The following is a 24223-nucleotide window of genomic DNA, read 5'->3' as shown; positions in this document are numbered from 1 at the left end:
TCCTGTTTGCCGAGTTTTTGTATGATAAGACTGATTATTGAATCATTGAAAGGGGCAAGCCAAATGATCAACCGTCAACACATTCAATTATCGTTACAGTCATTAAGCTTGGTGGCAGGGTTTATGGTTTGGGTGCTGATTTCATCACTCATTTCCCAAATCACATTAGATATTCATTTAAGCAAGGGTGAGATTTCTATGGTGACGGCGATTCCTGTGATCCTCGGGTCGCTTCTTCGCATTCCTCTAGGGTATTTAACGAACAGGTTTGGCGCGCGGCTGATGTTTATGATCAGTTTCATCCTGCTTTTATTTCCTGTATTTTGGATCAGTATCGCGGATTCTCTGTTTGATTTAATCGCCGGCGGCTTTTTCTTAGGGATCGGGGGAGCGGTGTTTTCCATTGGAGTGACCTCCCTCCCGAAATATTATCCGAAAGAAAAGCACGGTGTCGTCAATGGGATTTACGGTGCAGGAAATATCGGGACAGCCGTTACGACATTTGCAGCGCCGGTTATCGCTCAAGCCGTCGGGTGGAAATCAACCGTGCAGATGTATCTGGTTTTGCTGGCTGTCTTTGCCTTACTGCACGTTTTGTTCGGTGACAGGCATGAGAAGAAGGTCAAAGTTTCTGTTAAGACTCAAATCAAAGCCGTTTACCGAAATCATGTGCTATGGTTTCTGAGCCTGTTTTATTTTATTACGTTCGGTGCCTTTGTCGCCTTCACTATCTATCTGCCGAACTTTCTGGTGGAGCATTTTGGGCTGAATCCTGCAGATGCCGGCTTGCGGACGGCTGGCTTTATTGCGGTTTCTACGCTGCTCAGGCCTGCGGGCGGATTCCTGGCTGATAAAATGAGCCCGCTCCGCATCTTGATGTTTGTTTTTGCCGGGCTTACATTATCAGGCATTATCCTATCGTTCTCGCCGACAATCGGCCTTTATACGTTTGGATCATTAACCGTGGCCGTCTGCTCAGGCATAGGAAACGGGACTGTTTTTAAACTGGTGCCTTTCTATTTTTCGAAGCAAGCGGGGATTGCCAATGGGATTGTGTCTGCCATGGGCGGATTAGGCGGCTTTTTTCCTCCGCTCATATTGGCGAGTGTGTTTCAGGCAACAGGCCAGTACGCGATCGGGTTTATGGCGCTTTCAGAGGTGGCGTTAGCCAGCTTTGTCCTTGTCATATGGATGTATTGGCAGGAAAGAATGAAAACACACACGGAGAGAAACAGCCAGAGCATCAACTAACACTGGGGCATTCACAAGATTGTTAGTTTTTTCTCGATGGGTACAAATCAATTCACGTTACAATAAACACACAACGTGACTTTCTTCGAGGTGAGCTCATGAATTTTCTCTCTGTTCGACCATCTGATAGAGATCTTATATCCAGCGATCTGCATGAATTGCTGGAATCGATCAGCACGAAAAGAAAAATGGAAAAACACACGTATTTGTTTCGAGAAGGAATGGATGCAGAAGAGCTTTATCTGATTCAATCAGGACTCATTGAAATCGGCAAGCTGACATCTGACGGAAAAGACCTGACGCTTAGAATCTGCCAAAAGCATGATATCGTCGGAGAATTAACACTTTTCACTGAAGAACCGAGGTATATGCTCAGTGCAAAAGTGCTAGAGGATGGCGAGGTGCTCGTCATTAATAAAAATAAGCTGGAAAAAGAATTAATCCAAAACGGCGCTTTGACATTTGAGTTCATGAAATGGATGAGCACGCACCTCCGGAAGATTCAGTCCAAAATCAGGGATCTGCTTCTTCATGGCAAAAAGGGGGCGCTCTATTCTACCCTTATCCGCTTATCAAACAGCTACGGAGTGGAGCGAAGCGACGGCATTCTGATTAACATTGTCCTGACAAATCAGGATTTGGCAAAGTTTTGCGCGGCTGCACGGGAAAGCGTCAATCGTATGCTCGGAGATCTCCGCAAAAAAGGGGTTATTTCGATAGACGAATCCGGAAAAATTATTTTGCACAAGCGGGACTATTTACGATGTGAGATTGAGTGTGAAAATTGCCCGCTGGAGATTTGCAATATTGACTGAAAAAACAAGGACAGTGGTGTCCTTGTTTTTTTTACCTTGTGATAAACAGGCACATGACGGCAAGAAAGAAGCAGGCATTCACGATTTCCAGAATGCCAATCGTTTTTACGGGCCAATCCCTTCCATGAAAAAACCATGCCCGCAAGCTGCTCGGAATAAAAGCGAGAAACGCCCATCCTGCTCCGAAAAGAGCGGATAAAAAGGGGAGCAGCAGGTGATATCCCCATGACCAGTATGCAAATGCCCTGTTTTTTCTCTCGCGGATCACCGATTTCACATAAAAGGAACTCCCGATAAAAAATAAAGCAGACTGCAAGAAAATAAACCAAGCCCAGCCGTCAAGGGTTCCCATCCCCAGCCAGCAGCTCGCAAACCCGCCCGAACAAAAGAACAAGACACCTGCAACATCATTCAATAGGGCTCGTTCGTTTTTTCTGCGGGCAAAATACATATGTATGAGAAACAGCGGCAGTAAAGAAACGCCCACCCAGATGAGAGGCGGCTTATGAAAGACCGAGATCATCAAAAAGCAGCAGGCGGGAAAACCGTAATAACACATCCACTTTTGATATGGTTTGCTTTGTTTCTTTTTTAAGGCAAGCGTAACGGGATAAACCGCTAAGTATAGGAAAAGCCAGCCTAGGAAGAGCGGAATATGCCAAATAACGGGGCCTCCCTTGACCATGCCGAGTAAAAATGGGATCAGCAGCATCGCCCACGCGCCGTGCTGCTTCGGAATCAGCGCCTTCATCGAAATCCTCCTTTTTTCTTTCATTATAAATGCAGTCACCCTCCTGATAAGTGACATTCATCATACAGGCTGTGAAGTACATCACTGCTGTACAGGCTCGATCGAGCTACACTAAAGCTATCCTTAGCACAGGAGGTTTTCCTATGAATCAGTGTGACTATTTATTATTTCTGAAACAACTTCCTATGTTTAATGAAGTGCCTCTATCCATTGTCGAAACCTTGCTGAAAAACGGCACGTTTATCCGCGGCTCATGTGATCAGTCTCCATCTTTTCTTCATTCTCAATCTGTTTATATTGTATTAAAAGGCAGTGTCCGTTTTATGGACACAAGGCTCCCTGAAGGGTCGAAAACCGTTGCGCTGTGGGAAAAAGGGGATGTGTTTCCGATTGATGAAAAAGGCGGGCTTTATTTATCGCCCTTTATCTCAGTCAATGCCACTTCAGACATTCTGATTCTCAATATCCCATATTACATATTTAAGAAAATGATGTCTTATCATCCGCAGCTGCAAATGAACTTTTTGGCTATGCTTCAGCAAAATGTTTTTTGTTCCTATCAATTATTTTTGCGGTATCTGCATACATCACAGGATGAAAACGCCGAGCCCGGTTCTTAAATAGAGCCGGTTTTTTTTGATCTTTGAATGAAAGGCAGCTAATGACCCAAGCGTCCTGCCTGAACTCAGCCTTCCTTCTCCTTTGTGTGAACATTTTGTGAAAAAAGCAGAGTGTGTGACATAGTTCACAAGGAAACACGCTGTCTCTGTTTATAGTGAACTTAGCATCACCTGACTCGGAAGGAGTGAACTCTCATGAAGAAAAAGAAAATGAGTCCGTTGTTTAGGAGATTGAATTATTTCTCTCCTATCGAACACCATTCAAATAAACATAGCCAAACTACCCGCGAGGATCGCGATTGGGAGAATGTATACAGAAACAGATGGCAGTACGACAAAGTCGTTCGCTCCACCCACGGCGTCAACTGTACAGGGTCTTGCAGCTGGAATATTTATGTGAAAAACGGAATTGTCACGTGGGAAGGGCAAAATTTGAATTATCCATCAACAGGCCCGGATATGCCTGATTTTGAACCGAGAGGCTGCCCGCGGGGGGCCAGTTTTTCATGGTATATCTACAGCCCGCTCCGTGTGAAATATCCATACGTGCGCGGTGTGCTGATCAATTTGTGGCGGGAGGCATTGCAGACGCATCAAAATCCATTGGAAGCCTGGAAATCGATCGTCGAAAACCCTGAAAAAGCGAAGTCCTATAAACAGGCGAGAGGGAAAGGCGGTTTTGTGCGCGCTGAATGGCCGGAGGTGCTGAAGCTGATTTCAGCCTCTCTGCTGTATACAGTGATGAAATACGGGCCTGACCGAAACGTCGGTTTTTCTCCGATTCCGGCCATGTCCATGATCAGCCATGCATCAGGCTCCCGGTTTATGTCGTTAATCGGAGGCCCTATGCTCAGTTTTTATGACTGGTATGCGGATCTTCCTCCGGCATCCCCGCAAATTTGGGGTGACCAGACGGACGTTCCGGAAAGCAGTGATTGGTACAATTCCGGCTATATTATCACATGGGGCTCCAACGTTCCGTTAACGAGAACGCCTGACGCGCATTTTTTGGCGGAGGCCCGCTATAAAGGCGCTAAGGTCATTTCGATCAGTCCGGATTTTGCGGAATCCTCAAAGTTCGCGGATGACTGGCTGAGTATTCGCCAAGGGACTGACGGGGCGCTTGCGATGGCGATGGGTCACGTCATTCTGCAGGAATTTTACGTGAACCAAGAAACTGAACGTTTTATTGAGTACGCGAAGCAATACACTGATTTTCCATTTCTCGTCACCCTGTCAAAAGAAAATGGCGTATACACAGCGGGACGGTTTCTGCATGCGAAGGACATCGGGCGGCAGACAAAGCATGATCAGTGGAAGCCTGCGGTTTGGGATGAACAGACAAGTTCATTTGCCATACCCCAAGGGACAATGGGCTCGCGCTGGGACGGGCAGCAGAAATGGAACCTGCACATGATTGATGAAGAAACCGGGGAACCGATTGAACCCCGTCTCTCTGTGCTGGGAATAGAGGACGAAATCGGCACGGTGCGCATCCCGTATTTTTCAAATGACGGAAACAAAGTGCTCGAGCGGGATCTTCCTATTAAAAAAATGAACCTGAACGGTGAAGAAACGTACATCACGACCGTGTTTGACTTGATACTGGCTAACTACGGCGTGAACCGGGGTATCGGCGAACGATCGGCTGTCTCCTATGATGATCCTGAGCCGTTTACGCCTGCCTGGCAGGAACAAATGACAGGAATCAAAAAAGAAGCTGTCGTTAAGATTGCCAGAGAGTTTGCCCAAAATGCGATCGATACAGATGGCCGGTCCATGATTATCGTAGGGGCCGGCATTAACCACTGGTTCAACTCCGACACGATCTACCGAGCGGTGTTAAATCTTGTTTTACTTGTAGGAGCCCAAGGCGTAAACGGCGGAGGCTGGGCCCATTACGTGGGGCAGGAAAAGCTCCGACCTGCTGAAGGGTGGCAGACGATTGCAACTGCAAAGGACTGGGAGGGCGTGCCTAAGCTGCAAAACGGCACCTCATTTTTCTACTTTGCGACAGATCAGTGGCGTTATGAGGACCAGCCGATCAGTGATTTGGCATCACCGATTGCTGCGTCATCCCGCTACAAGCACCACGCTGATTACAATGTGCTGGCGGCGCGGCTGGGGTGGCTTCCGTCTTACCCGACTTTCAATCAAAATGGCATCGATCTGTATAAAGAAGCTGAAAAAGCAGGGGCAGTAACACCCGAAGACGTAGGTGCGTACGTGGCCTCACAGCTTCAAGAGAAAAAACTGAAATTCGCGATTGAAGATCCTGATAATGAAGTGAATTTCCCAAGAAATCTCTTCGTATGGCGGGCAAATCTGATCTCAAGCTCAGGAAAAGGGCATGAATATTTTCTCAAGCATTTGTTAGGGACGACGAACGGCTTGATGAATGACGACAGCGACAGCATCCGCCCTGAAGAAATCAAATGGCGGGAGCAGGCGCCGGAAGGAAAGCTCGACTTGTTAATCAATCTTGACTTCCGAATGGCCGGTACGGCGCTGTATTCCGATATCGTGCTGCCGGCGGCGACATGGTATGAAAAACACGATCTCAGCAGCACAGATATGCATCCGTTCATTCATCCATTTGCTCCTGCGATCTCGGCTCCGTGGGAATCGAAGTCAGACTGGGATATTTTCAAGGCGTTGTCAAAAGCCGTTTCCGATCTGGCAGAAGAAGTCGATATGGAGCCCGTGAAAGAAGTGGTTGCGACGCCGCTCCTCCACGACACCATGCAGGAATTGGCCCAGCCATTCGGCAAAATCAATGACTGGAGCAAAGGCGAATGTGAAGCCATTCCGGGAAAAACGATGCCGAACATCCAAGTCGTTGAACGGGATTACAAACACATTTTTCATAAAATGACTGCACTTGGTCCGAACGTTGCTTTAAAGCCGAGCGGAACAAAAGGGATGAGCTGGTCAATAGCCGATGAATATGAATCACTCAAACAGAGATTGGGAGAAATCACCTCGGACAGCGTCGCAAAGGGATGTCCAAATATAAGTGAAGCAAAGCAGGCAGCAGAAGCGATTTTAGCCCTATCATCCACTTCGAATGGAAAGGTCGCCGTCAAAGCATGGGAATCACTTGAAAACATCACGAACCTGAAGCTGAAAGACCTGGCGGAAGAACGCGAGGAAGAATGCTTTACGTTCGAACAAATTACAGCCCAGCCGAAAACGGTGATCACGTCTCCAGCGTTTTCCGGCTCTGAAAAAGGAGGGCGCAGGTATTCGCCGTTTACGACGAATGTTGAAAAATTAATCCCGTGGCGGACGCTGACAGGCAGACAATCCTATTATGTCGATCATGAACTGATGATGGAATTCGGTGAAACGATGGCGACATTCAAACCGATCCTCCAGCATCGCCCGTTTCTGAGCAAGCGGCCTGATCAAGAGGGAAAAGAAATCGTCCTCAATTATTTGACGCCGCATAATAAATGGTCTGTCCACAGCATGTATTTTGATTCTCTGCCGATGCTGACGCTGTTCCGCGGTGGGCCGACCGTGTGGATGAATAAAGATGATGCAGAGGACACGGATATCAAAGACAACGATTGGATTGAATGCTTTAACCGAAACGGTGTTGTCGTCGCGAGAGCGGTTTTGTCTCATCGGATTCCTAAAGGAATGGCGTTTATGCACCATGCCCAGGACCGCCACATCAACGTGCCCGGAACAAAGCTGACGAATAACCGCGGAGGCACCCATAACAGCCCGACAAGGATTCACGTCAAGCCGACACAGATGATCGGGGGCTACGCCCAGCTCAGCTACGGCTTTAATTATTACGGTCCAACGGGGAATCAGCGCGACCTGAACGTCGTCATCCGCAAGCTGAAGGAGGTCGATTGGCTTGAAGATTAAAGCGCAAATCGGTATGGTCATGAACTTGGATAAATGCATCGGCTGCCACACGTGCAGCGTCACCTGCAAAAACACGTGGACAAACCGTTCCGGTGCGGAATATATGTACTTCAATAATGTAGAAACAAAGCCGGGCATCGGCTACCCGAAGCAATGGGAGGACCAGGACAAATATAAAGGCGGCTGGACATTGAAAAAAGGAAAGCTCGAGCTGAAATCGGGCTCGAAAACCAATCGGCTTGCAGGCCTTTTCTATAATCCGAATCAGCCGTCAATTGATGATTACTATGAACCTTGGAACTATGATTATGAAACATTAACGAACAGCCCGCAGAAAAAACACCAGCCGGTAGCACGCCCGAAATCGTCCTTGACGGGGGATTTCATGAATATCGAATGGGGACCGAACTGGGAGGATGATCTCGCGGGCGGCCACATAACGGGGCTTGAAGATCCCAACGTACAAAAGATGGAGGAATCGATCAAAACAGAATTCGATGAGGTTTTTATGATGTATTTGCCCCGTATTTGCGAGCACTGCATCAACCCGGCGTGCGTCTCATCCTGTCCATCCGGCGCCATGTACAAACGCGAGGAGGACGGCATTGTGCTTGTGGATCAAAACGCATGCCGTTCATGGAGATATTGCGTCTCATCCTGTCCTTATAAAAAAGTCTATTTTAACTGGCAAACGAACAAAGCGGAAAAATGCACACTCTGCTTTCCGCGTTTGGAGGCGGGACTGCCAACCATCTGCTCTGAGACGTGTGTTGGCAGAATCCGCTACCTCGGCGTCATGCTGTATGACGCGGACAAAGTGGAGGAAGCGGCATCTGTTGAAAATGAAAAGGATCTCTACCATTCCCAATTGGACGTTTTTCTTGATCCAAATGATCCTGAGGTTGCCAAGCTGGCAAAAGAACAAGGCATTCCGGCTGAATGGATAGAGGCTGCGCAGCAATCGCCGATCTATAAAATGATCATTGACTGGAAGATTGCGCTGCCGCTTCATCCAGAGTACCGCACCCTGCCAATGGTGTGGTACATTCCGCCGCTCAGCCCGATTATGAATCTCTTTGAAGGAAAAGGCAGCCGGCAATCCGCGGAAGATATTTTTCCGGCTATCGACCAAATGAGAATCCCGATAGATTATTTGGCGCAGCTGTTAACAGCCGGTGATACGGATCATATTCGGTCAACGTTGAAGAAAATGTCTGTCATGCGCCAGTATATGAGAGCGATCCAGACGAATAAATCAATCGACCCGGAACTGATCTCCAGTGTCGGCTTAACAGAACAGCAAATTGAAGATATGTATCGGCTGCTTGCGATTGCCAAATATGATGACCGCTTTGTGATACCGAGCAGTCATCGAGAAGAAGTTTCAGATTTATATGCTGAACAAGGGAGCTGCGGCTTATCATTTTCAGGCGGCCCCGGCTCCTGTTTCTAACTTTTGATAAACGAGGTGTAACAAGATGAACACCACAGACCGGCAAATTACGTTCTCCGCTCTATCCACTCTTCTCTCTTATCCGGATGAAGAGTGGAGAGCCGAGATTCCCGATTGGAAGGCTCTTATCCATGAAATCAGCAACCGGCAAATCCGGGAGAAGCTGCTGCACTTTTTCGAAGCGTCAGCCAGCTTTTCACCGGAAGCGCTGATTGAACACTATGTCTATACATTCGACTTTGGGAAAAAAACAAATATGTATGTCACCTACTTTAACTCGGGCGAGCAAAGGGAACGCGGCGTTGAATTGCTGCATTTAAAAAACACATACGAGCAATCCGGTTTCCTGCCGACAGAGAAAGAGCTGCCTGATTATCTGCCGCTGATGCTGGAATTTGCTGCGGCTGCAGAAATTGAAGCAGCGAGAAGCGTGTTTGAGAAATATCTGTCCAATGTGAGGGAGCTGGCATCCCGTCTCGAAAAAAATGACAGTATATACGCTGAACTGCTGCACGTGCTGCTGGCCGCGCTTGAAAACATTGGCGTACGTGAAAGCGTTGAAGGGGCTGTTCAGGCATGAGCGGGCAGATCCTCTGGGGTATTATGCCATACATTGTATTGACGATCTTTATCGGCGGCCATATTTACCGCTACCAGCATGACCAATTTGGCTGGACGGCGAAATCAAGCGAGCTGTTAGAAAGGAAAAAACTTGCGGCGGGCAGCACACTTTTTCACTGGGGACTGCTGTGCGTTGTCGGCGGGCATGTCATGGGGATTCTGATCCCGGAAGGCGTGTATGCTTCCCTTGGCATTTCAGAGCATATGTATCACAAAATGGCGATTGGCGCTGGATTGCCGGCGGGCATTGCGGCATGTACCGGACTTGTCATCCTGACGTACAGAAGGCTGTTTGACAAAAGAATCCGCAAAACGAGCTCGCCATCCGATATCCTTACGCTGCTCCTGCTGCTGTTCATGATGCTGTCAGGCGTTGCGGCCACGTTTCTCAACATTGATTCGAAAGGATTTGATTACCGGACAACAGTCGGACCGTGGTTCAGGGAAACCGTTTTGTTCAGGCCTGACGCCTCTTTGATGGAGAGTGTCCCGCTATGGTTTAAGTTTCATATTGTGATAGGATACGTCGTTTTTATCCTGTGGCCGTTTACGAGATTGGTTCATGTGTTCAGTCTGCCGCTCAAGTATCTGACCCGCAGCTACGTTGTATATCGGAAACGTTCGTGAAAATCCCCCTTGCAAGAGGGGGTTTTTTTATCTTGATGAAAACATAAGATATCTTCTGCAAAGGTAATGGCTGGGCGGCCGGGAATCCTGTTGTGTTTGTATTTGGAAAAAACATCAAGAATAAAACGGATTTTACTCATTTTAAACCGGTGGAACAGCAGATTATGACTCAGCCTGACTAGCTCCTTATATCTTTCTGATCAATATCCCGTTTTATATATTTTCTCTCATCAGAATGGGCATCAAATTCACTCTATCCACCGTATTTGCAGTCACAGTGCCGCCTCTTTTTCGGCGCTTGCCGGAGTGCTGAGCGGGTTCGGCCTGCCGTTCATGTTGTAGCATCAGGCTTCACTCGGCGTTGCCAATAGTCTTGCTTTATTTCTGCAGAAACGATGCCGATGAACCCCTTGACAGTTAGTTTTCTCTAAACCTCTCCTCCTTTGGAGGAGAGGTTTTTTACTTACAAGGTTTATCGATTAGAAAAAAGAGGTAATACAGAGGTAATTGAATCAGATTGGAGAGAATCAGGATGCTGAAAAGGAGACTGGAATTTTTCTTTTTATATATGATGCTCATCGGGGCATATGTCATTTGGTTTTTTCCGGTTTCCAGGCTTGAGTTTTACGGAGGATTGCTTTGCTATATAAGCATTATTTTGTTCAGCATCTATTCATTAATTCTTGAAAACCGCACCTCGCAGCACACGCTGCTATGGATCCATATTCTTGTCTTTTTTCCAATCGCCGGCTACGTGTTTTATCTGTTTTCGGGACAGCTTTATGTAAAGGGAAAGCTGTTTAAGACAAAACGAATGTACAACAGGGAAAAGCTCAGGAAGCTGTTTGACAAGGAGGAAACGCCCGAAGTGACAGGGCTGAAGGACAATCAAGAGAGGTTCTTTACATATTCCATCAGGGCTGCCCATATGAATATCAATACGAAAAGCAACATCAAAGTGCTGAAAAACGGCGAAGAAACCTTCCCGGACATTTTCAAAGCAATGAGAAAAGCGGAATCTTACATACATATTGAATACTACATGTTTAAATCAGACATGCTCGGACGCGGCATGATGGATATTATGATGGAGAAAGCGCGCCAGGGTGTCGAGGTGAGGTTTTTATACGATGCGGCAGGAAGCATGAAGCTGGCAAGAAGAGATATTATGAGAATGAAACAAGCGGGGGTGGACATCGTCCCGTTTTCTCCGCTGAAATACGGGTTTTTCAACCAGAAGCTGAATTTCAGAAATCACCGGAAAATCGTGATCATCGATGGGAAAACCGGTTTTGTGGGCGGATTAAATGTTGGGAAGGAATATATCAGCAGAGATCCGCACATCGGATTTTGGAGAGATACACACCTGCGGCTTGAGGGGGAAATTGTGCAAACGCTCCACGCTATCTTTATGCTGGATTGGGAATATGTCTCCAATGAAGTGCTAATTGATCAAGAGGAGTACAATACCCCGGTTCCCGTGGAAGGAGGAGGCATTTATCAAATTGTCGCAACAGGCCCTGACATGAAGGAAAGCATGAGCGACCTTTATTATGAAATGATTTCTTCAGCACAGAAATCAATATGGATCGCCACGCCCTATTTTGTCCCCAATGAATCCATTCGCACGGCGCTAAAAGCAGCGGCGACAAAGGGGGTAGAGGTAAGGGTTATGGTGCCGGAGAAGAACGACAGCTTTTTGACCCAATACGCGTCGAGGTCCTATTTCCCGGAGCTGCTCCTTGAGGGCATTGAAGTGTACTCCTACCAAAAAGGCTTCATGCATCAAAAAGTCATGATCATTGATGGCGATCTCGCCTCCGTCGGTACCGCGAATATGGACATGCGCAGCTTTCAGCTCAACTTTGAAGTGAATGTGTTCTTCACGGATGCCGAAGCGATCCGAACCCTTGAGGCCCATTTTGAGGAGGATATGCAGGAAAGTGAAAAGCTCAGCCCTGTCGGCTTTTATAAAAGAGGTGTGGCTGACCGGACAAAAGAGTCGTTTGCCCGCCTGTTTTCAGGTGTTCTGTAAGAAAAAAGAAATCTGATCTTTCAAAACAGCCCGTGTATAGTATAATTGAGAAATATTATCAGTTATTTATACATTGGGGGAAGATAGGGTGCTGCGGCAATTTTTTTCATATTATAAACCATATAAAACGTTGTTCTTTCTCGACTTTTTCTCAGCGATCGCGGGAGGTTTAATGGAGCTGAGTTTTCCTTTGATCGTCAATTATTTTATTGATACCTTGCTGCCGGGCAGGGATTGGGGACTGATCATCGCGACCTCAATCGGGTTATTTGCGGTGTACGCGCTCAGCTCGGCTCTTCAGTATATCGTGACCTACTGGGGACACATGCTTGGTATCAATATTGAGACTGATATGAGAAAGTCGCTTTTTGACCATTTGCAAAAGCTCTCGTTCAAATTTTACGACAACAACAAGACGGGAACGCTGATGTCGAAGCTCACGAACGATTTAATGTATATCGGTGAAGTCGCCCATCACGGACCGGAAGACTTATTCATTGCGGTCATGACCATTCTCGGGGCGTTCGGAGTGATGCTGTTTATTAACTGGCAGCTTGCTTTATTAACGTTTATCATTATGCCGATCGTCATTTGGCTAGCGCTTTATTTCAACAAAAAAATGACCAAAGCATTTACCACGCTGAACAAGGATATCGGAGACTTCAGCGCGCGTGTAGAAAATAACATCGGCGGCATCCGGCTTGTGCAGGCGTTCGGAAATGAAGCGTTTGAAAAAGAACGTTTCGCCGTCAATAACCAGCGTTTTCGTGTCACAAAGCTTTCTTCCTACAAAATCATGGCGAAAAACGGTTCAATCAGCTATATGCTGACCCGGTTTGTCACGCTGTTTGTCCTTTTGTGCGGGACGTGGTTTGTCATTCGCGGCTCCTTATCGTACGGGGAATTTGTGGCGTTTGTACTCTTGACGAATGTGCTGTTCAGGCCTATTGACAAAATTAATGCCATTATCGAAATGTATCCGAGGGGGATCGCGGGTTTCAAAAGCTATATGGAGCTCATGGAGACAGAGCCGGACATTCAGGATTCACCTGATGCGAGAGATGTTTCCGGCCTGAAGGGCAATATCCGCTATAAACATGTTTCGTTTGGCTATGATGACCATCACAATGTCCTCAATGACATCAACCTATCCATTCAAGCGGGGGAAACGGTGGCGTTCGTCGGTCCGTCAGGTGCGGGGAAATCAACGCTTTGCAGTCTGCTTCCGCGTTTTTATGAAGCATCGGAGGGCGACATTACGATTGACGGCATCAGTATAAAAGACATGACGCTTTCTTCGTTGCGCGGGCAGATTGGCGTCGTGCAACAGGACGTTTTCTTATTCTCGGGCACGCTTAGAGAAAATATCGCCTACGGCCGACTAGGCGCATCAGAAGAAGACATTTGGCAAGCTGTGAAGCAGGCGCATCTGGAAGAGCTCGTCCATAACATGCCTGATGGGTTGGATACTATGATTGGCGAACGCGGCGTGAAGCTTTCCGGCGGGCAAAAACAGCGTCTGTCAATTGCAAGGATGTTCTTGAAAAATCCGTCGATCTTGATTCTCGACGAAGCCACCTCAGCCCTTGATACAGAGACGGAAGCGGCGATCCAAAAGGCGCTTCAAGAGTTGTCTGAGGGGCGCACGACGCTTGTCATCGCCCACAGGCTGGCGACGATCAAAGACGCGGACAGAATTGTGGTCGTCACAAACAACGGTATTGAAGAACAAGGCCGTCATCAAGACCTGATCGAAGCCGGAGGCCTATACAGCAGGCTGCATCAAGCGCAATTCGGGCAAATGGTGCAGCGATAGGAGGAGAACATGGAAAGAAAAACTGTGCTGTACATTGCTGTTTCATTGGACGGGATGATCGCAAAAGAAGATGGAAGCATCGATTGGCTGGATGAATTTGAAGGTGAGGGCGACAACGGTTACAGTGATTTTTATCAGACTGTTGATACAGTCATTTTAGGGCGGAGCACATATGAGCACGTTAAAGTGCTAACACCGGTTTTCCCGTATCAGGATAAAACATGCTATGTTTTTACAGGATCGCCCGACAGTTATCAAGATGAACATGTGACGTTTATCAATGAGGGAGCCAGAGCCTTCACTGCCCGTTTGAAACAGGAAAAAGGCTCAAACATCTGGATAGCTGGCGGGGCGGAGCTGGTGAATGCCTTTATGAAAGAAGATGCCATCGACGAATTCATCATCACTGTTATTCCCGTCGTTTTAGGAAGCGGCATCCCGCTGTTTCACGAACTAACAAATGAAACAAAACTGCGGTTAAAAGGGACAAAACAATTTGGACAAGCGGTTCAGCTCCATTATGTAAGAGCATAAGAAAAAGGATAGACAGATGTCTATCCTTTTTTGTATGTAAGTTAGAGCGCTTCTCTCTCAGCAGGCTCGATGAGATTTTGAAATTTTTCAATGAGCTGCGATGCTTTTGTTCCTTCAACTACGATCAAATATTCCTTTTCATTATGAGCCATGCGGAATGTTTCAAGCTCAATTAAGCTTTTGATTTTGCACATCGTTTTCTTTGAATAAATATAAACCTCGTGGCTTCCGGAATGGCACATTTTATAAAGATGAATCAAATTTCTTAAAGTAAAGGCCTGTGCGGCTACTTTCAGAGACTTGATATTTTTCATGATCTTTCTCCTCCATCGATTGTTGTCTTATATAGCCTAAGTTCCCAAAGCTGACAAGTCGTAAACCTATTTTTGCACATTTATGACTTCCATTGCAGCGCACCGCCCCCGATGCGTTTGACACCGCGGATGGAGCTTAATTCATCCATCAAGCGGAGAAGCGCCTTGTCTTTCTGCTTTGCTTCAATCATGAAATCAATATTTGTTCCCCATTGCCTAAAGCGTTCCAACAGCGGCAGCAAAAAGTTGGCGTCAACATAATCGGCATGGCTGCGTATCGCTTGCTCCGATTTTGGGGAAGACAAGTGAACCTTTGGCTGAAGGCCGATCCGCTCCCACGTTTTGATCATGCGGGGCAGTGCTACATTCAGGTCGGCGTGATCGTCTGGATTGGCGTAAAAATGATGAAAGTCAAAGACAAACGGAACATCCTCCTGCTCACAGACCTGAAGCGTTTCTTCCGTTGTATATGTTTTATCATCATTTTCAAGTGTCATCCGCTCTTTGATCTCCTGCGGCAGCTGTTTTATATTTTGATGAAATTGTGCAGTGGCGGTGTCTTTATTTCCGTAAGCGCCGCCAATATGAATGTTGATAACGGAGCGATCAGCAATGCCCATGGCCTCAAGCATGCGGTAGTGATAGGCCATATCGGTTACCGCATTTTTTGTGACGGATTCCTTCGTGCTCGTAAACAGAGTGAATTGATTTGGATGAAAGCTTGTTCGCAGTTGATGTGTTTTAACAAGCTCTCCAATCTCCCGAAACTCTTTTTGAAACGGTGTTACAAAATCCCACATCACGTCGGGATGCGTAGCCAGCGGCACAATCGAACTGGAAAAACGGTACAAAGGAATGCCGTGTCCGATGATATAGTGAAGGGTTCTCATCGTATTGCGCAAATTGGCTTTTGTCACAGTCAGAAGCGCTTCTTTTCTTTCAGTCTTTGAAAGCTTTGAATAACGCGCGAATGTCAATGTTTTAGCGGGAGACGCATCCCAAAGGCTCATCGCATTTGAAACGAACCCGAATCTGAAAATCATAGGAACTCTCCTTTATAAGAAATAAGATAATGCCCTGCCGAGCCATTCCGCCGGGCGCTGCCTGAATGTGCGCTTGCTGAAATCCTCCATGGTCAGCCGCTCCGACTTTTTCATATCCTCCTCAATCGTGGCATAGACTTCACTTGTAAACGCTTCGTCATCAATTTCGACATTCACCTCTTCATTTAAAAACAGGCTTCGTTTATCGAAGTTGGCTGTTCCGATAATGCTGAGATGGTCGTCTATGATGAGGGCTTTTACATGATAAAACCCTTGATAATAACGATAAATAAGACAGCCGGCATCCAAGAGCTCCGAATAATACGTAAAAGCCGCTTCTCGTACCAGCGGATGGTCTGATTTCATCGGTACAATGATTCTCACGGATACGCCGTTTTTTCTTGCGTTAATAAGGGCCTCTTGAAGCGGTTTTGATGGAATGTAATAAGGCGTGCAAACCGTAAGGCGATTCTTCGCTTGGGCAATGTTGGCCAAGTATATGTTTTCAAGGGAATAACCGTCAGTCGCATATATCTTGTGAGAAATAGTCCCTTGCTGAAGCTTTGGCCAAACATCCGAACCCAGTTCGATTCCGGTATTTCGTTTTAGATCAGAAGCAAAAAGCGTTTGAAGATCATGTACGCCTTCTCCCATCATGCGCAGATGATAATCCTCCCAATTGCCGAACTTCGCCTTCTTTCCAAGATATTCTTCGGCGATGTTAAACCCGCCGATATAACCGATTTTTCCGTCTATCACCGTAATCTTCCGGTGATTCCGTTTTTGCATGTGAAAAAAGAAAAAAGGAAAACGGGGACGATTCATCACATGGACATGGACGCCGGCATTTTTCATCGTCTGCAGCGCCGTTTTTTTAATTGCCCGGCAGCCCGCCCAATCCAGAAGCAAATAAACGGATACGCCAGCTTGGGCTTTTGTTTTCAGCAAGGTATACATATTGTGGCTGACCTCATCATTTTTCATAATAAAAAACATCATGTGAACAGAAGAGGCGGCCTGGCGAATATCATTCATCATCCGCTCAACGAGATCAGCGCCGCAGTGGATCAATTCGATGTCACTCTTCTTTTTTGAAAAAACAGGCTCGTACGCCTTTTTTCTGTATCCGGCACGGCCCATGAAGATATCAAGCAGAATCAAGGCAAAGAAAATAACGACAATGATCATAATCACGATAAATACCTTCATACCGGCACTCCTTTCCGTAGTAAAGGTAGTGTGCCCGAACAGCAGGAATTTAATTATTGACTGAACACTCATTCATTATTTATCATAAAGATAATCTTATACAGATTCGGGGGTAGGGGATCGCGGTCTTTATCAGTAAAAAGGGGGAATTGGAATGAGCGGCTTTCTCATCGCAAATGCATTATTATTTCTGATTGTAACCGCTTACGCTGTCTATTTGTTTGTGTATTTGGTCAAAACGAGACTGGCCTACATCAAGCTCGGCCAGAAAGAACAATTTGATCAACGGTTCAAGGAACGGCTTCACGCCATATGGGTGAATGTATTCGGACAGAAAAAACTGCTCAAGGACAAGAAAAGCGGAATCATTCACGTTATGTTTTTCTACGGATTTATATTGGTTCAGTTCGGAGCAATTGACTTTATCATCAAAGGACTGGCTCCCGGCCGGAATCTGCCGCTTGGCCCGGTCTATCCCGCCTTCACCTTTTTTCAGGAAATTGTTACGTTTCTCATTTTGATTGCTGTTGGGTGGGCATTTTACAGACGTTATATCGAAAAGCTCGTGAGGCTGAAACGCGGTTTCAAAGCCGGACTCGTTCTCATTTTTATCGGAGGGTTAATGCTGACCGTTCTGCTTGGGAACGGGATGAATCTGATTTGGCATGAGCATGGGCTTTCTTGGAGCGAGCCAATTGCCTCAGGTATTGCGTTTATGCTTAGCGGTGTCGGGAAAACAGGCGCGGCGGTGATTTTCTATATCGCATGGTGGATCCATCTCCTATTCTTGCTTAGCTTTTTAGTGTACGTGCCTCAGTCGAAGCATGCCCATTTAATCGCCGGCCCGGCAAACGTCTTTTTCAATAGAATGGAATCTGCCGGAAAACTTGAAAAAATTGATTTTACCGACGAAACGAAAGAAAGTTACGGAGCGGGAAAAATTGAGGATTTCAGACAGTCTCAGCTGCTTGATCTGTACGCGTGTGTCGAGTGCGGCCGATGTACAAATATGTGTCCTGCAACAGGCACCGGAAAAATGCTGTCTCCGATGGACTTGATTTTGCGTCTCAGAGACCATCTCACTGAAAAAGGCGCTGCCGTCACCTCGCGCTCCCCATGGGTGCCCGCAGCAGCGTTTCGGCATACGAGAGGCAATCAGCTGGCTGCGGCGTCAGCGGGCAGCGGATCGCAGGAAGCAGCAGCGGCGCTTGATTACAATCCAAGCTTGATCGGCGACGTCATCACAGAGGAAGAAATTTGGGCATGCACCACTTGCCGAAACTGTGAGGATCAATGCCCGGTCATGAATGAGCACGTGGATAAAATCATCGACCTCCGCCGCTACCTCGTACTGACAGAAGGAAAAATGGACAGTGACGCCCAGCGCGCAATGACAAGTATTGAGCGGCAGGGGAATCCGTGGGGACTCAACCGCAAGGAACGTGAAAATTGGCGTGACGAGGCGCCGGATGCTGAGATTCCGACTGTAAAAGAAATGAAAAAAGAAGGAAAAGAATTTGAGTACCTTTTCTGGGTAGGCTCCATGGGGTCTTACGACAACAGAAGCCAGAAAATCGCAATTTCCTTTGCCAAGCTGCTCAATCACGCGGGCGTGTCCTTCGCGATCCTCGGCAATAAAGAAAAAAATTCAGGAGACACGCCGCGCCGCCTCGGAAATGAATTTTTGTTCCAAGAGCTGGCTGAGAAGAATATTTCTGAATTTGAAAAAAATGATGTCAAAAAAATCGTTACGATCGACCCCCATGCATACAATTTATTTAAAAACGAATATCCGGATTTCGGATTTGAAGGCGAGGTTTATCATCATACAGAAGTGCTGGCCGAGCTTGTGAAAAACGGAAAATTAAAGCCGCAGCACCCGCTTCATGAGACGATTACCTTCCATGATTCGTGCTATTTGGGCCGGTACAATGAAGTCTATGATCCGCCGAGAGAGATTTTGAAAGCCATTCCGGGCGTGCAGCTTGTTGAAATGGAGAGAAACCGGGAAACCGGCATGTGCTGCGGAGCCGGCGGGGGATTAATGTGGATTGAGGAAGAAACAGGCAACAGGATTAACGTCGCCAGGACAGAGCAAGCGCTCGCAGTCAACCCATCGGTGATCAGTTCCGGCTGTCCGTACTGTCTCACAATGCTTGGGGACGGCACAAAGGCGAAGGAAGCTGAAGACCAAGTCAAAACGTACGACATAGTCGAGCTTCTGGCTCAATCCGTTTTAGGCGCTGATCTGAAAATGGGGGAGAAGCAATGAATTTTTCATTATCAGAAGAACACCAGATGATACGAAAATTGGTGCGCGATTTTGCGAAGCATGAGGTGGCCCCGACAGCGGCAGAACGGGACGAACAAGAACGCTTCGATCGCGAGCTGTTTCGGGAAATGGCAAATCTGGGGCTGACGGGAATTCCATGGCCTGAAGATTACGGCGGAATCGGAAGTGACTATTTGGCCTACGTCATCGCGGTGGAGGAGCTGTCAAAAGTGTGCGCATCCACCGGTGTGACGCTTTCCGCCCATATCTCTCTTTGCAGCTGGCCGCTGTTTGCCTTTGGGACGGAGGAGCAGAAGACAGAGTACTTAACACAGCTGGCCCTCGGAGAGAAAATCGGCGCATTCGCATTGACCGAAGCAGGGTCTGGATCTGACGCCGGCAGCATGAAAACAACTGCTGAACGAATCGGCGATGACTATGTGTTAAATGGTTCCAAAGTGTTTATCACAAACGGCGGCGTTGCTGATATTTACATTGTTTTTGCTGTCACCGATCCCGAGAAAAAGAAAAAAGGCATTACCGCTTTTATAGTAGAAAAGGATTTTGAAGGATTTTTTACAGGCAAGAAAGAAAAGAAGCTGGGCATCCGTTCTTCACCGACAACGGAAATCATGTTCGAAGATTGTGTAGTGCCCGCATCAAAGCGTCTCGGAGAAGAAGGAGAAGGCTTCAAAATCGCGATGAAGACGCTTGACGGAGGCAGAAACGGCATAGCTGCACAAGCCGTAGGCATCGCCCAAGGAGCGCTTGATGCGGCGCTTCAATATGCAAAAGAGCGAAAGCAATTCGGAAAATCGATCGGCGAGCAGCAGGGCATCGCTTTTAAACTCGCGGATATGGCGACAATGATAGAAGCTTCAAGGCTATTGACCTATCAGGCTGCGTGGTTAGAATCATCGGGCCTTCCATATGGAAAAGCTTCCGCTATGTCCAAACTGATGGCTGGGGATACGGCGATGAAGGTAACGACCGAAGCCGTGCAGATTTTCGGCGGCTACGGCTATACAAAAGATTATCCGGTAGAACGCTATATGCGTGATGCAAAAATCACGCAAATCTATGAAGGCACTCAAGAAATTCAAAGACTGGTCATCTCCAGAATGCTCGCGGATTAACGGAAAACATCTCTCAGTCGGATCACTCTTGTAAAATTATTTAAATTAACGCTGTTAAGGGTAGCATATTCTGTTTTATTTTGTTTATAATGAGAGGTATGGTTTGTATAAGAACGATACAAAATCGCTTTCATTATTGATAAAACAGATACATATAAGTAATAGAAAGGGAGTGTCCGACCTTGGGTATCAAACAATATTCACAGGAAGAGCTAAAGGAAATGGCTTTAGTTGAAATCGCTCACGAATTATTTGAAGAACATAAAAAACCAGTTCCTTTTCAGGAGCTTTTAAATGAAATCGCATCTTTGCTCGGCGTGAAAAAAGAAGAGCTTGGAGACCGCATCGCTCAATTTTATACAGATTTAAACATTGACGGCCGCTTCCTGGCGCTTTCTGACCAGACGTGGGGGCTTCGCAGCTGGTATCCGTATGATCAGCTTGATGAAGAAACTCAGCCGACAGTCAAGGCGAAAAAGAAAAAAGCGAAGAAAGCAGTCGAAGAAGATCTTGATCTTGACGAGTTTGAAGAGATCGACGAAGACGACCTTGATTTGGATGAAGTTGAGGAAGAACTCGATCTTGAAGCCGACGATTTTGACGATGAAGATCTTGACGAAGACGACGACGATCTTGAGATCGAAGAAGATATTGTTGATGAAGATGATGAAGACTATGATGATGAAGAAGAGGAAATTAAATAGTATCAGATTTCATCTTCAAAACGATCTTGACTTTCATAGTCGAACTATGTAGTATGTATTTTGGGCTCTTCAAAAACGAAGAGAGAACATAGTACGTTATGCTCCCTTTCAAGAAATTGAAAGGGAGCTTTCTTATTTTCACCCCTCATTTTTCTTATAAATCATTTAAAAGGCTAAATGATTTTTTATAAAATAGTACATTTTAAAAATGTAGCTAAGAGCGAAGAGAGGAGCAAACGAAATGACGAAATATATTTTTGTAACCGGGGGAGTTGTATCCTCACTTGGAAAGGGTATTGTAGCAGCTTCATTAGGGCGTTTGCTGAAAAACCGCGGACTGAACGTGACGATTCAAAAATTCGATCCATACATCAACGTTGACCCGGGAACAATGAGCCCGTACCAGCACGGTGAAGTATTCGTAACGGATGACGGCGCTGAAACAGACTTGGACCTTGGTCACTATGAGCGTTTTATCGACATTAACCTGAATAAATTCAGCAACGTGACAACAGGTAAAATCTATTCAACAGTTCTTAAAAAAGAACGACGCGGAGATTACCTTGGGGGAACCGTACAGGTCATTCCGCACATCACAAACGAATTGAAAGACCGTGTTTACCGCGCAGGGAAAGAGACAAACGCAGATGTTGTCATTACAGAAATCGGCGGTACTGTCGGAGACATCGAATCACTGCCATTCCTTGAAGCGATCCGCCAAATGAAGAGCGACATCGGCCGTGAAAACGTAATGTACATCCACTGTACGCTCGTGCCTTACATTAAAGCTGCTGGCGAATTAAAAACAAAACCGACACAGCACAGCGTAAAAGAATTGCGCAGCTTGGGCATTCAGCCAAACATCATCGTCGTTCGTACAGAAATGCCGATTTCTCAAGATATGAAAGATAAAATCGCGCTTTTCTGCGACATCGATACAAAAGCGGTTATTGAATGTGAAGATGCGGACAACCTTTACTCCATTCCGCTGGAGCTTCAAAAACAAGGGCTTGATAAGCTTGTTTGCGAGCACATGAAATTGGCATGCAAAGAAGCGGAAATGTCCGAGTGGAAAGAGCTTGTTAACAAAGTCAGCAACCTGTCTCAAACGATTACAATCGGCCTTGTCGGCAAATACGTTGAGCTTCCTGACGCATACATTTCTGTTGTCGAGTCTCTCCGCCATGCGGGCTATGCGTTTGACACAGATGTAAAAGTGAAGTGGATCAACGCGGAAGAAGTGACAGAAAACAATATCGCAGAACTCACAAGCGGAACAGACGGCATCATTGTGCCGGGCGGATTCGGAGACCGCGGTGTTGAAGGCAAAATCGTCGCGACAAAATACGCGCGCGAAAACAACATTCCGTTCTTGGGCATTTGCTTGGGCATGCAGGTGGCATCTATTGAATACGCACGAAACGTATTGGGCTTAAAAGGCGCTCACTCAGCGGAAATTGATCCGTCAACTCAATACCCGATCATTGATCTTCTTCCTGAACAAAAGGATGTGGAGGATCTCGGAGGAACGCTTCGTCTCGGCCTTTACCCTTGTAAGCTTGAAGAAGGCACGAAAGCCTTTGAAGTGTATCAGGACGAAGTGGTGTACGAGCGCCACCGCCACCGCTATGAGTTTAACAATGAATTCAGACAGCAAATGGAAGAGCAAGGCTTCGTATTCTCAGGCACAAGCCCTGATGGACGCCTTGTTGAAATCATCGAGCTGAAAGACCACCCTTGGTTCGTGGCTTCTCAGTTCCATCCAGAGTTCAAGTCAAGACCGACAAGACCTCAGCCTCTATTCAAAGGCTTTATCGGAGCGTCTGTCGAAGCTGCAAATCAGAAGTAATAAAAAAGACTTGCCGTTTTTCAAAAGCGGGCAAGTCTTTTTTATTTGTTTCCGGCAAGTTCCAGCATGTACAATAAGATATTATGCATACTCTTGCAGAATTTCTTTTAGTGTAAACGATAAAGCGTGATAGACATACAGTGCTGTCATTAAAGAGGGAAACCCGTAACGGGTGCCGTCTTCATCGGGAACAAGCGGCATTTTTAATTTAGAATCAATATGCACATCACAATACTGTTCTATTCCAGCACTGTCTTTGGCTGCGGGCGATACGCATACGACTCCCGCACCTTTTTCATAAAGCTCTTTTGCGAGGGCCTGTTCTTCGGCTGTGCCCGTCCCTGAGCAAAACATCAGCACCCTGTCGCTTTCTGTCACTTCCTCAGCGCTTTCTGGAAAGGCTTTGACAGATGGGAAGGGTTCTTTGCTTTCGGTGGCCTCAAAAAAGACGCCCTGAAGCTCATTCGCTCCGTATAAATAAATGGAATGCCCGCTGATCACCGCTTGAGCAAGCAGCCGCGCCCCATCTTCAATCGCGTCAGATTCCTTATCCTGAATGCGGGAAAAAATACCTGTTAACTGCGTCGTGAATATTTTCAACATAAGTGAATCCTCCTTTATAACGTACAATATCAGTATACAACAAAAGAGAAAATGCTCAGAAAATGTCGTAAAGTAGACTATTATAATTAAAGGAAATAGGAAAATCAAACAGAATACATACAATACTGCTTACTTTTGACGAAAATCATAATATTGGGGTGTAAAATGATGAATGAAAAAATTTTAATCGTTGATGATCAATACGGCATTCGTATTTTGCTAAATGAAGTGTTCAATAAAGAAGGCTACCAGACGTTTCAGGCTGCGAACGGCCTGCAGGCGCTTGACATTGTGACAAAAGAACGGCCCGACCTTGTGCTTTTGGACATGAAAATTCCCGGCATGGACGGAATCGAAATCTTAAAACGGATGAAGGTCATTGACGAAAACATCCGGGTCATTATCATGACGGCATACGGAGAGCTCGACATGATCCAAGAATCGAAGGAATTGGGCGCCCTGACGCACTTTGCCAAGCCGTTTGACATCGACGAAATCAGAGACGCCGTCAAAAAATATCTGCCCCTGAAGTCTAACTGACAAAAAGAAGAAACAAATGAATCATGTCATTATGTTGCCGATTTGTCGAAAAGTTGGTATCCTAGTTATGGAGAAAAAGCGATCTGAGTATTTACATATGACAGCAATATATGGGTCATGCTAGGGTGGAAAGCTTTTTTCGCTAGAA

20 protein-coding genes and 1 pseudogene are annotated in these 24223 nt (G+C 46.4%); 16 read left to right on the top strand and 5 right to left on the bottom strand.

Annotated features, from left to right (window positions below; translation table 11 throughout):
• Positions 1-63: 63 nt before the first annotated feature.
• Positions 64-1251, top strand: coding sequence for a nitrate transporter NarK (gene narK / locus ACFVP7_RS20475; RefSeq protein WP_338731375.1), 1188 nt, complete (start codon positions 64-66; stop codon positions 1249-1251).
• 98 nt (positions 1252-1349) lie between these two features.
• A complete protein-coding gene (gene fnr / locus ACFVP7_RS20470) occupies positions 1350-2066 on the top strand; it encodes a fumarate/nitrate reduction transcriptional regulator Fnr (RefSeq protein ID WP_086344437.1) in 717 nt (238 codons plus the stop codon).
• Positions 2067-2097: 31 nt separating this feature from the next.
• On the opposite strand, the gene ACFVP7_RS20465 is transcribed toward fnr, so the two are convergent.
• A complete protein-coding gene (locus ACFVP7_RS20465; protein ID WP_014481214.1) occupies positions 2098-2817 on the bottom strand; it encodes a YwiC-like family protein in 720 nt (239 codons plus the stop codon).
• A 143-nt stretch (positions 2818-2960) separates the two neighbouring features.
• On the opposite strand from ACFVP7_RS20465, the gene arfM reads away from it, so the two are divergent.
• From arfM to ACFVP7_RS20420, 9 genes and pseudogenes are all read left to right on the top strand, one after another.
• Positions 2961-3437, top strand: a complete 477-nt coding sequence (gene arfM / locus ACFVP7_RS20460; RefSeq protein ID WP_003243032.1) for a Crp/Fnr family transcriptional regulator ArfM — start codon at positions 2961-2963, stop codon at positions 3435-3437.
• Positions 3438-3632: 195 nt separating this feature from the next.
• A complete protein-coding gene (locus ACFVP7_RS20455; RefSeq protein WP_338731369.1) occupies positions 3633-7319 on the top strand; it encodes a nitrate reductase subunit alpha in 3687 nt (1228 codons plus the stop codon).
• Positions 7309-8772, top strand: coding sequence for a nitrate reductase subunit beta (narH, locus tag ACFVP7_RS20450; protein ID WP_014481212.1), 1464 nt, complete (start codon positions 7309-7311; stop codon positions 8770-8772). Before ACFVP7_RS20455 ends, narH begins: the two co-directional genes overlap by 11 nt.
• Positions 8773-8797: 25 nt before the next feature.
• The gene (narJ, locus tag ACFVP7_RS20445; RefSeq protein ID WP_014481211.1) at positions 8798-9352 is read left to right on the top strand and encodes a nitrate reductase molybdenum cofactor assembly chaperone; all 555 of its coding nucleotides are present in this window, start codon (positions 8798-8800) and stop codon (positions 9350-9352) included.
• On the top strand, positions 9349-10020 hold the full coding sequence (gene narI, locus ACFVP7_RS20440; protein ID WP_396582800.1) for a respiratory nitrate reductase subunit gamma: 672 nt from the start codon (positions 9349-9351) through the stop codon (positions 10018-10020). The genes narJ and narI overlap by 4 nt, the downstream gene beginning before the upstream one ends.
• A gap of 193 nt (positions 10021-10213) precedes the next feature.
• Positions 10214-10359 (top strand): annotated as a pseudogene (locus tag ACFVP7_RS20435) (YitT family protein); the annotation flags it as partial.
• Between the two features lie 193 nt (positions 10360-10552).
• Entirely contained in the window at positions 10553-12055 is a 1503-nt protein-coding gene (gene cls, locus ACFVP7_RS20430; protein ID WP_072175623.1) for a cardiolipin synthase, read from the top strand.
• A gap of 88 nt (positions 12056-12143) precedes the next feature.
• Positions 12144-13871: an ABC transporter ATP-binding protein gene (locus ACFVP7_RS20425; protein ID WP_160221880.1), complete on the top strand. Its 1728-nt coding sequence runs from the start codon at positions 12144-12146 to the stop codon at positions 13869-13871.
• Between the two features lie 9 nt (positions 13872-13880).
• Entirely contained in the window at positions 13881-14405 is a 525-nt protein-coding gene (locus tag ACFVP7_RS20420) for a dihydrofolate reductase family protein (RefSeq protein ID WP_038429784.1), read from the top strand.
• A 41-nt stretch (positions 14406-14446) separates the two neighbouring features.
• Here the strand turns inward: ACFVP7_RS20420 and ACFVP7_RS20415 are convergent, their stop codons facing one another.
• The 3 genes from ACFVP7_RS20415 to cls (ACFVP7_RS20405) form a co-directional block, all read right to left on the bottom strand.
• On the bottom strand, positions 14447-14719 hold the full coding sequence (locus ACFVP7_RS20415; RefSeq protein ID WP_003227597.1) for a hypothetical protein: 273 nt from the start codon (positions 14717-14719) through the stop codon (positions 14447-14449).
• Between the two features lie 80 nt (positions 14720-14799).
• Positions 14800-15762, bottom strand: coding sequence for a UV DNA damage repair endonuclease UvsE (uvsE, locus tag ACFVP7_RS20410; protein WP_124059346.1), 963 nt, complete (start codon positions 15760-15762; stop codon positions 14800-14802).
• 12 nt (positions 15763-15774) lie between these two features.
• Entirely contained in the window at positions 15775-16971 is a 1197-nt protein-coding gene (gene cls, locus ACFVP7_RS20405) for a cardiolipin synthase (protein WP_024571804.1), read from the bottom strand.
• 154 nt (positions 16972-17125) lie between these two features.
• On the opposite strand from cls (ACFVP7_RS20405), the gene ACFVP7_RS20400 reads away from it, so the two are divergent.
• The 4 genes from ACFVP7_RS20400 (at position 17126) to pyrG (ending at position 22932) form a co-directional block, all read left to right on the top strand.
• Complete coding sequence (locus tag ACFVP7_RS20400; RefSeq protein ID WP_338731359.1) at positions 17126-19243, top strand: heterodisulfide reductase-related iron-sulfur binding cluster; 2118 nt, start codon at positions 17126-17128, stop codon at positions 19241-19243.
• Complete coding sequence (gene acdA / locus ACFVP7_RS20395; protein ID WP_134154679.1) at positions 19240-20379, top strand: acyl-CoA dehydrogenase AcdA; 1140 nt, start codon at positions 19240-19242, stop codon at positions 20377-20379. Before ACFVP7_RS20400 ends, acdA begins: the two co-directional genes overlap by 4 nt.
• A 182-nt stretch (positions 20380-20561) precedes the next feature.
• Positions 20562-21083 carry a DNA-directed RNA polymerase subunit delta gene (rpoE, locus tag ACFVP7_RS20390; RefSeq protein ID WP_014665742.1) on the top strand — a complete coding sequence of 174 codons (522 nt, stop codon included), beginning with the start codon at positions 20562-20564 and terminating at the stop codon, positions 21081-21083.
• Between the two features lie 241 nt (positions 21084-21324).
• A complete protein-coding gene (gene pyrG, locus ACFVP7_RS20385; protein ID WP_003227612.1) occupies positions 21325-22932 on the top strand; it encodes a glutamine hydrolyzing CTP synthase in 1608 nt (535 codons plus the stop codon).
• An 81-nt stretch (positions 22933-23013) separates the two neighbouring features.
• On the opposite strand, the gene ACFVP7_RS20380 is transcribed toward pyrG, so the two are convergent.
• A complete protein-coding gene (locus tag ACFVP7_RS20380) occupies positions 23014-23535 on the bottom strand; it encodes a DUF2529 domain-containing protein (protein WP_014481199.1) in 522 nt (173 codons plus the stop codon).
• Positions 23536-23700: 165 nt separating this feature from the next.
• Here ACFVP7_RS20380 and spo0F point away from each other — a divergent pair, with 165 nt between their 5' ends.
• On the top strand, positions 23701-24075 hold the full coding sequence (gene spo0F / locus ACFVP7_RS20375) for a sporulation initiation phosphotransferase Spo0F (protein WP_003227621.1): 375 nt from the start codon (positions 23701-23703) through the stop codon (positions 24073-24075).
• Positions 24076-24223 lie beyond the last annotated feature (148 nt).

Source organism: Bacillus sp. SG20033, assembly GCF_044570195.1.
GTDB lineage: Bacteria > Bacillota > Bacilli > Bacillales > Bacillaceae > Bacillus > Bacillus subtilis.
Note: the sequence above shows the minus strand (reverse complement) of the source record. Positions and strands in the feature narration are given on the sequence as shown.

Bases quoted from the DNA above. Each gene is read 5' to 3' on its own strand.
- narK (WP_338731375.1), top strand. From the start codon at position 64: ATGATCAACCGTCAACACATTCAATTATCGTTACAGTCATTAAGCTTG.
- fnr (WP_086344437.1), top strand. From the start codon at position 1,350: ATGAATTTTCTCTCTGTTCGACCATCTGATAGAGATCTTATATCCAGC.
- ACFVP7_RS20465 (WP_014481214.1), bottom strand. From the start codon at position 2,817: ATGAAGGCGCTGATTCCGAAGCAGCACGGCGCGTGGGCGATGCTGCTG.
- arfM (WP_003243032.1), top strand. From the start codon at position 2,961: ATGAATCAGTGTGACTATTTATTATTTCTGAAACAACTTCCTATGTTT.
- ACFVP7_RS20455 (WP_338731369.1), top strand. From the start codon at position 3,633: ATGAAGAAAAAGAAAATGAGTCCGTTGTTTAGGAGATTGAATTATTTC.
- narJ (WP_014481211.1), top strand. From the start codon at position 8,798: ATGAACACCACAGACCGGCAAATTACGTTCTCCGCTCTATCCACTCTT.
- narI (WP_396582800.1), top strand. From the start codon at position 9,349: ATGAGCGGGCAGATCCTCTGGGGTATTATGCCATACATTGTATTGACG.
- cls (WP_072175623.1), top strand. From the start codon at position 10,553: ATGCTGAAAAGGAGACTGGAATTTTTCTTTTTATATATGATGCTCATC.
- ACFVP7_RS20420 (WP_038429784.1), top strand. From the start codon at position 13,881: ATGGAAAGAAAAACTGTGCTGTACATTGCTGTTTCATTGGACGGGATG.
- ACFVP7_RS20415 (WP_003227597.1), bottom strand. From the start codon at position 14,719: ATGAAAAATATCAAGTCTCTGAAAGTAGCCGCACAGGCCTTTACTTTA.
- uvsE (WP_124059346.1), bottom strand. From the start codon at position 15,762: ATGATTTTCAGATTCGGGTTCGTTTCAAATGCGATGAGCCTTTGGGAT.
- cls (WP_024571804.1), bottom strand. From the start codon at position 16,971: ATGAAGGTATTTATCGTGATTATGATCATTGTCGTTATTTTCTTTGCC.
- ACFVP7_RS20400 (WP_338731359.1), top strand. From the start codon at position 17,126: ATGAGCGGCTTTCTCATCGCAAATGCATTATTATTTCTGATTGTAACC.
- acdA (WP_134154679.1), top strand. From the start codon at position 19,240: ATGAATTTTTCATTATCAGAAGAACACCAGATGATACGAAAATTGGTG.
- pyrG (WP_003227612.1), top strand. From the start codon at position 21,325: ATGACGAAATATATTTTTGTAACCGGGGGAGTTGTATCCTCACTTGGA.
- ACFVP7_RS20380 (WP_014481199.1), bottom strand. From the start codon at position 23,535: ATGTTGAAAATATTCACGACGCAGTTAACAGGTATTTTTTCCCGCATT.
- spo0F (WP_003227621.1), top strand. From the start codon at position 23,701: ATGATGAATGAAAAAATTTTAATCGTTGATGATCAATACGGCATTCGT.